This is a genomic window from Paenibacillus doosanensis (assembly GCF_025060755.1).
Taxonomy (GTDB): domain Bacteria; phylum Bacillota; class Bacilli; order Paenibacillales; family NBRC-103111; genus Paenibacillus_S; species Paenibacillus_S doosanensis.
Map to the genome: position 1 here is coordinate 1 of NZ_JANYUY010000096.1, position 8,237 is coordinate 8,237.

6 protein-coding genes and 2 pseudogenes are annotated in these 8,237 nt (G+C 38.9%); 4 read left to right on the top strand and 4 right to left on the bottom strand.

Features of this window, described 5'->3' with window-relative positions; genetic code table 11:
* Positions 1 to 147 precede the first annotated feature (147 nt).
* A complete protein-coding gene (locus tag N0M98_RS33285) occupies positions 148 to 519 on the top strand; it encodes a DUF2726 domain-containing protein (RefSeq protein WP_259620471.1) in 372 nt (123 codons plus the stop codon).
* A 370-nt stretch (positions 520 to 889) separates the two neighbouring features.
* Here the strand turns inward: N0M98_RS33285 and N0M98_RS33290 are convergent, their stop codons facing one another.
* From N0M98_RS33290 to N0M98_RS33305, 4 genes are all read right to left on the bottom strand, one after another.
* Positions 890 to 2,707: a hypothetical protein gene (locus tag N0M98_RS33290; RefSeq protein ID WP_259620466.1), complete on the bottom strand. Its 1,818-nt coding sequence runs from the start codon at positions 2,705 to 2,707 to the stop codon at positions 890 to 892.
* Positions 2,697 to 4,655, bottom strand: coding sequence for a DUF8727 domain-containing protein (locus N0M98_RS33295; protein ID WP_259620467.1), 1,959 nt, complete (start codon positions 4,653 to 4,655; stop codon positions 2,697 to 2,699). Before N0M98_RS33295 ends, N0M98_RS33290 begins: the two co-directional genes overlap by 11 nt.
* The gene (locus N0M98_RS33300; protein WP_259620468.1) at positions 4,655 to 5,947 is read right to left on the bottom strand and encodes a hypothetical protein; all 1,293 of its coding nucleotides are present in this window, start codon (positions 5,945 to 5,947) and stop codon (positions 4,655 to 4,657) included. Before N0M98_RS33300 ends, N0M98_RS33295 begins: the two co-directional genes overlap by 1 nt.
* 456 nt (positions 5,948 to 6,403) lie before the next feature.
* Positions 6,404 to 6,988 (bottom strand): hypothetical protein, encoded by a 585-nt coding sequence (locus N0M98_RS33305; protein WP_259620469.1) that lies wholly within the window; start codon positions 6,986 to 6,988, stop codon positions 6,404 to 6,406.
* Positions 6,989 to 7,256: 268 nt separating this feature from the next.
* On the opposite strand from N0M98_RS33305, the gene N0M98_RS33310 reads away from it, so the two are divergent.
* The 3 genes and pseudogenes from N0M98_RS33310 to N0M98_RS33315 all read left to right on the top strand — a co-directional run.
* Positions 7,257 to 7,745, top strand: coding sequence for a hypothetical protein (locus N0M98_RS33310; protein ID WP_259620470.1), 489 nt, complete (start codon positions 7,257 to 7,259; stop codon positions 7,743 to 7,745).
* A gap of 69 nt (positions 7,746 to 7,814) precedes the next feature.
* A pseudogene (locus tag N0M98_RS34000) lies at positions 7,815 to 8,058 on the top strand (transposase); the annotation flags it as partial.
* Positions 8,051 to 8,237 (top strand): annotated as a pseudogene (locus tag N0M98_RS33315) (AAA family ATPase); the annotation flags it as partial. The pseudogenes N0M98_RS34000 and N0M98_RS33315, both read left to right, overlap by 8 nt.

The window sequence follows — 8,237 nt, forward strand, 5'->3', positions numbered from 1 at the left end:
CATGATCGTCATCCTCCATGTGCACGGTTTTTCATCGTTTTGAAACGATTTCCTTGCATATGAATTCGACGAAATGCGCATCAAACCCTTGTCGTTACTGGATTTTTTGGTCGTTCAGCAAGCCCTAAATATTTATCAGAGAGTATTATATGGACACTTCTTAGCGAATTATTAAACCAAGATGATAAATATAATAACCTCATTTTTACCACACAAGTGTATCTGAAAAATTTATTAAATAATACAGCCAAGCTTAATGATGAAGAACTAAGCTATGTAAAACATAATTCTTCTGTCGATTTTGTTATCTATTATAAGTTAAACAAGCAGCCTCTGTTGGTTATCGAAGTGGATGGATTTAGTTATCACGAAAATAACGTCCAACAATCAAGAAGAGATGTCTTGAAGAACGGTATTTTGAAAAAATACGATCTGCCTTTATTAAGGCTTGCTACCACAGGCAGCAATGAGGAAGAGAAAATAAAGAATGAACTGGATAAGGTTTTGATGGGAGGGTAGCATTCGCTCTCCTATATGGATTAGCTTGCTAATATGACATAAAAATAGGAGGAGGTTATTTATGGATAAACTGCAGCAATATATTAAGGATATAACTGATGCTTCAAGGAACATCTAGTCTATTTCTGAATGTCAAGATCTGATTAGAGAGTATATGGTTCATTAGTATTGCAGTATATGAAGTATGACACGAATATGATTTTATTAATAACATGTAAACATAGTCTCTTTATAAGCTCAATTGACAACGTAATCAGGACAGCTGATCGACTGTCCTGATTTAGTTTTTCTGAATGCTTGGTTCGGTTTGTTTCCATATCTTTTTTTTGTTATCAAGAACTAACGAACCGTTTAATCAACTTCCCTAAAGTTAGTCAATGTATTCCTTCAGCCACTCATGAATTTCTCCCATGAGTTCTTTATATCCTGTCAATTGATTTTGATCAATTTCCGGGAACAGCTGGATGAACACAATCGGCAATTCTTCTTTTTTAATCGGCGCTTCGCGATCACGTGAATAAACGCAAAGCACGCTGCTGACTACCGGGCGTCGACGGCTTGCGGCGGTATGTTCGCCGCGATAAAAAATTTGAACGTATCGTAGCATCTGTGAAGAAACATTGCTTGTAAAATTTTCATTATGAAGTGATTTATATCGGCGGTGTTTGGCATCCATGGCGAGCGTAGACAGAAACACGGGTTGTTCTTCTTTTTTGTACATATCAATACGGATATCGGGTTGAATTAGGCGGGATGAAAAAAACATATCTCCTGAGGCTACAGCATCTTCTTTGATATAGACATACTTGTCATACCATACATGCAAAATGGTTTCATCATCCTCAAGTTCTATGCAATGACCCGATGCCATATCGTGCAGACTCTCTGCGTCGCTGTAAGGCCGAACCGAAAAACCACATTTGCGCAGAATATCAATGACTTGGAAATAGACAAACTGTTCATAAATTTTCCATGTTGGTTTTAAGATAGGAACCACATAATTACTTTTGTTGTTTCCAATCAGCGAAGTTCTACTTTCTTCATAGAGGTCGGTCAGCTTCCGATAATTTTGCTCTTTCAAATGCGGCTTGCGCCGTGCTCTTGTGACCATGGATAGCTCAGTGGAAGAAAGCAGATATCCAAAACGGCCAATGATGTTTTTTACGAGCTGATTCCAGCGGGTAAGGATGCTGTATTGACGTTCTGCTTTTTTGATATCGTCCTCAATTCGATGGATTATTGATCTCATCGAGTCTCTAGATTCTTGAGAAAGCTCCCGATCATACCACCAATTCCGCTTTCTTTCCTCATTGTAGCGCCTTTCTTCTTCTTTGGAGCGTATTAGTAGCTGAAGCTTCTTACAATCCTCATCGATATCTTTTTCAATATGGGCAAGATCTTGCTTCCAAAAGTACAGGACGTGTTTTATCCACTGATTTGCAGGGATATCGCAGGTGAGTGTTTTTTTCTTATTTAAGCTGAATGACTCACCTCGAACAGCTTTCCAGCGCAGGCTCTTATGATCAATTTTTTTTTCGGAAGGACTTTCTTGATAGTTTGTTTTGACCTGACTAATCAAATTTCGCTTAAGCGTATAAAGAGCAGCATCGATATTGTCCTTTTCATTTATCAGGCGAAGCACATAGTCATAATATGATTTGGAGTCCAGAAATTCATGTTCATTACTGGTTGACCTTGATGTATAGATCAGATCATAGCAGATCCCTTCCACTTCTTGCTCCAAAAGCAAATGCATGTGTTGAACCTGGTCTCTAGATAAATGGAGGGGCGATACAAAGATCGCAGAGCTATAAATCGTATCGTTATAATGAACATCAAGAAAATAGACCCCAAGCCGCCAAGGGAAAAGCTGATTTCGTTCATGATAAAAAATGTACTCCATTGTCCCCTGACTTGTGATAGGGATGTTAATATCAATTTGCTTCCCTTCTTCATCATAGGTCCCGCTTTGGATGACAAGTCTAGCCTTATCATCTTTTTCAAATCCATCTTTTGTAAATAACCGGGCTCCGATTTGTATTCCTTCCTTGATACTTACCAGATGATCAATCGATTTTGGTGAAACTGCACCGCGGCTCCAAAATTCAGACACCTTCTGTGTGTTGGAGGTTGTAGCATCCGTGAAAAACTCTACCTCAAAAGGGAGTGAATCAGCACTATAACGCATACCCGTTCCTCGTAATTTCCTTGGCTTTTTGCTTCAAAAAATGGATAGAAGATTTGAATTCTTCTTCGCCATCCCCTTCTTCCATTAGCAAACGGGCAATAAGTCCTGGCTGGTATTTGTTGCTGTCCAGCTCATACGTGCCCACTAGTTCTTGAATTTGTTCCCGGTGACCTCGAATTTTTGTAAGTATGCGTTGCTTAATTTGGTAATCGAGACCCGTTTGTCTTGTAACGAAAGGATTTCCTTCACTCACTTCCGGAATATTCGACAAATACATGCCGATCCCTTTGGCGATCCGGAAACTTACTCCGGTTTGGCTGTCGTATTCCCTCATCAGCTCGTGAAGTCGATCCAAGAGGGATATTTCATGCTCCTCAAGAGAAGCAGTCTTAGAAACCCAGTCTTCGCGGTAGATTTTGCGGTTTACTCTTGTTTGCCTGTCAAAATCCTTTGTCTCCGTTTCTTTCTCCAGCGACGCACCAAAACCAAGCTTTTCAAGGAAAATAACGTTCATTCTGTCAAGCATACGGTTGGAAAAATCCTTTGTCGTTTCATCAAAATTCGCCGTTCCTACAAATAGAACATTATCGTGAATCGGAATCACACGACTTTGACTTTTATTGTGACATATCGCATCTTTACTAAAAAGCTGCAGTTCTCTTTGATCTTTTGGCATCTCAAGTAAGGATACAAAAGGAGAAAAATAATGCTCTACCTGACCAAGGTTCATTTCGTCAAAAAGCACCATGTGCAGTTCGTTCTTATTTCGATTTGCCTGCTCTAAAAAAGAAACCAAGCCTGTTTCGCTTTCCATGTATAATCCCATTTGATGGTTGTGATATCCAAGAATATCCGAAGGCTCTGTGTAGGCAGGAGAAATCGGCACAATGAGCAAATTTTCATCTTTTTTTAGCCCAAGCGCTTTAGCATAGAGTAGTGCGAGCTGTGTTTTGCCGGTACCGCTCATACCTCCAAGCACCGCCATATTACCTGTTTTGAGCGCAGTATGGAAGTTAACGAGAGCTTCCTCTTCCTGATAGACCAGTTCTTCTTCTTCAGCAAAGAATTTTAGTCGAGAAATGAAATCAGATTCACTGAGCGTCTCAGGAATTCTTGTTTTTTCTTCTTTTTTTGGCAATATCACAGGTGCCTCTACCTGTACGATTGATTTTCCTTGATGATGGAATTTATCGCGCAGAAGACTAGCGTATTGATCGGGCAGGAAGCCTAACTCCCGATACGCACATTTCATGTGATCCCAAAAATCTTGAAGGTCGCTGAGAGGTAGTTTTTTTATTAGATGCGGTTTTCTTGCATAATACAAGTTAATGTTATTTCCTGTCTCCAAAATATCCTGTTCTGGAATAAAATAGAGATGCCCATCACATAAGATAAACTCAGGAACTTCCATATAGCTTGGATACTCCGGCAGCTGGACAGGTGATTTATCTAGCAAGGATCTTTCAAAACGCGCAGCAGGTACACCTTTTTTTACTTGCGGGACAGCCACATAGTAATTATTCTCAGCGGCATCGTCGGAAACCAGAACAATTTCAAAATTGTAATGATAGCGGTGCCCTGTGTTGTCGTTTCGTACCGATAATTTAGGTTTGAATAGAATCAATTTTCCTTCCAGATGCTCACGAAGATATTGCACTTTGTCGGTTTGATCATAGTATTTGATACTTTGCAAGTACCGGTAATTTCGGTCGTCAAAGGATACATAACAATCTTTTTGCTGCTTTTCAAGTGTGTTTTTCAAAAGCTTGGGTTCATCGCTTACTGCTTGCAAATAAAACACAATGACGTCATTGCGATGGCTTTTGGTAACTGACTGTCGTTCAACTCCAAGTGGCGGAATATGATCAGGATCAGACTCGTCAGCAAGACGTCCTAAAATGTAACAGCTGTTAATCTCTCGTTTTGTTTTTTCGTCTATCAAGGTCATCAGTTATAAACCTCCGTTTCGTCACATTGAATCACTTGTATGTAGCGCCTTAGCAATTCAAGATAGTCGTTATATTCTTCATAGAAAAATCCATTTTCGTCCAGAAAATGTTTCAACTGAACCCATTCCCTGGTACTTCGAAACGATTGGCGATCAATGAACCAAATCTTTGATTTCAATTTATGTATATTTTCGTTTTGTTTTTCTTTTAATAGGAATTTTTTAGAAATTATGTTTTTGTTGAAAAATTTTTTGATTCTTGGATCTGGTTTATCAGTAATAATCACCGCTTCACTGGATTCAGGTACCAATTCCTCAAAAAGCCCCTTGATTTGTTCTGCGTAATCTCTTTCTTTCCGGTGTTCTTCCAACTCTTGCTGAAGTACATCCGTATGTTGTGCATCCTCTTCCCTCTCGTTCTTTAACCTCTTAATCTCCGATGTTAATAGCTCTATTTGCTTTGTTAACTTCCTATTTTCGCCTACTTGTTCTTCAAGCTTGTTGGTGAGATTGGTCACTTGATGAATCGCAGCAGCACTTTCTTCGTGCACCTTTGTATAAACATTTTGGTATGCTTTCTCGCGTTCATTTACATATAAGTTGTATGCAATTAATTGTAACGGTTCGTAGTCGTCTTTTGCTGCAACAATTCCTAAAAATCGGTCAAGAGAAGATAGTCCAGAGATCATCATTAAACGCTCGCGATCCGTTTGCTTTTCTGCAAGATTGTTCTTGATCTGTTCCCATCGCTCGGTTGCCCCAAGCTGCTGAATGAGTTGAAGATATTCGGCAGATTTTGGAAAGTCTAAGTCCCTTTTCAGATCCTGAATAACGCGTTCGACGTAATCTTTGTCATTTATATTTGAAATGCCATGAAACAAACCCATTTTTTCAGTGGCGTTTTGACGAAATGCTTCAACGTGGCTAACATATTTGTCGGGAAACCACTCACGAATCAACGCCAATTTTTGATAGGGACGTAGGACAACTGAAAAGTCAAGTTCATCCACAATACTTTCAAAACTTAGGTCTTTCCATTGAGGCTGGATCAAATCATCCATCTCTTTTATAATTTCAGAAAAAAACGTATCTGTGAGTATTTTCCCTCTCCCGTTTTTCCTTGCCCCAATGCCACTTTTCAGCGCCTGTGTGACGATGAACCTCAGTTGTTCTTCCGGTCTGCTAGATAGCTTATCACTTCGAAATCCAGGCACAGACAAGTTAAACAGGTTACATAGCTGCAGCAAATCATGTTTGGATAACAGCCGCGGCAACCATTCGCTTTCATGCATATATACGCCTCCAGTCTATCCTACAATTCTATCATTTTCGTATATAACGGACAACGAGAATATAGTTCTATTAGCCCAAAAGATAAGATCGCTAAATTAATACTCTAATTTCTAAAGGATCAGTTTAATTCTCTCACTTATAAATATTTTTATCTTCACGAAATGACGAATAAATAATAAGATGTTCAGGCGATGGGAATGAAGAGATGTCGAGTAGAGTGGGTTCATCTAATATTCTGAAGCAGTCAAACTATTCTCACGGTAATAAAAATAAAAGAATGACTACCACAACCGCCCATGGTTTTGATGTTGCAAAGATATTTTTTAATAAAATGAGGTATTTTTTAAAAATGTGCAACATAGACTCATTTTCTACATTAGACCTTGTGTAGGTAACCTTTGTGTAGCAGAGTGAGAATAATTTAATAGTTAAGAGTAATGGCTTCTCGTACGCATTTACTTAGAAGCCTTTAGTTCATCCACGATTTCTTCCACTATGGTTAAATGCAATATATGTAATTTCTTTTTTTGTGCCATAAGGAAATAGTGGGTGACTGCAACTCCGCAAAGTAGAAAAGATGTCAAAAATATCATTTGATAGAAATTAAGTCCTATGTCAAATGTACGCATAATATTATTGACATTAATAGTTATGTTGTTTAAGGGGTCTTTCTGAAGTTCTTTATTATCCTTCATAAAAGATAGGAGACTTGCGGAAATAGATACAATTATGCTCACTGTGGCTGCACTTATAGTAAAGATAAGCTTGCTGAAAAGATCTACAGTTTGATGCAGGAATGTTGCCTCAAATTCTTTGGATTTCAAGTCAATTTTGGCTAGTTTGAATTCTGACGAAGGTAGTTCTTTATAGGCACGATAAAGTTTTTCTGTGTCCTTATATTTTGACAGTATCTTTCGGATAATAACTTTCTTTACGGGTTTCTCTATAGATTTCCTAAAATTAATAAACGATATCCAATCAGCAAAGATGATGAATACTGAGACAATAGTGCTTATCCATTGAAAGCTATCTAAATGCAAAGGTGTTCTTCCTCTCCATAGTATTTGTTAATACATATCGGTCTTAGGAGATTAATTTTTTATTGCATTTGATAGGTTTTAACCATCTAAAAGATGATCTAGGGGCATTTAAATGATACTAGGAGTAGGAAAATTCCTCCGTTATCATGATATAATAATGAAATGGAATGTCTTTTTGCTTTACAAATATTCCTATTTACCAGGCTCTGATTCCTCATGAAGATACTATGAAGATTTTATTAAATCATTGGAAGAGAGTGGTGATTCCTTGGCAGACCCACTATGGATAGGAAATTCAATTACGGCAATAGCGACAGTAACAGCCTCAGCAGTTGGTTTTTACTCTGCAATTAAAATAAATAAAAATAGTCTAATTAACGATAGAAACAAATTTAACGATCAACTATTATGGGAAAAACAAAAAATAGAGTCAGGACTTATTCGAGAACATATTAATAAGAAATATGAAATATATAACCAAATACTGCAGGTTTCTGGAGAGGTTTATGTATTAATTCATGATCCTATAGATTTTCATTATAAAAACTATTTTGATAAAATTAGACCCCTACTATATCAAAACTACCATTTAATCGATGATGATATACGGGAACTAGTGAGGGATATAGATTTAAATTATAGTATGGAAGAGTTTGCAGGAGAAATGGAGAGGCAGTATGCTGAAAAATCATACGCTTCATATAATAAAATGTTTGAATTGATCGATGGGAAATATCTGAACTCAACTAACAATTGAACAATGTCTTGCCAACATCCTTTTACCTTAAATTAAAAATGTATGAACATTTTAATTCTGTGCCCACTTGATCCGGCAGATATCTCGGAGCTCACGATCGAGTATGAAGGTCATGCGCCGTGGCGCGTGCGTGAGCTTGTCATCGGCGAACGTGCTGGCAAGCGGCCGCCGCTACCGGAGCATTTAGACCCCGTACCGGCAGATACGTCAAGGCTACTCACAGGCGGCGGAAGAACGGAGCCGCGACCGCAAAGCGCAGCAGGCTCCGGCTGTAGCCTATCGGCGGGTGAACAAGGAGGATGGCCATGTTTGAGTCCTTCTACAGCCTCCCCCGGTCACCATTCTCTCGAGATGTGCCGACCGGCGAACTGTATGAGTCGGTGATTCTCGACGAAACACTCGGGCGTCTTGAATACGCCGCCCAGCGTCAGTGGTTCGCCGTCGTCACCGGCGATTGCGGTACAGGCAAGACGACGACAATCCGTCGGTTCA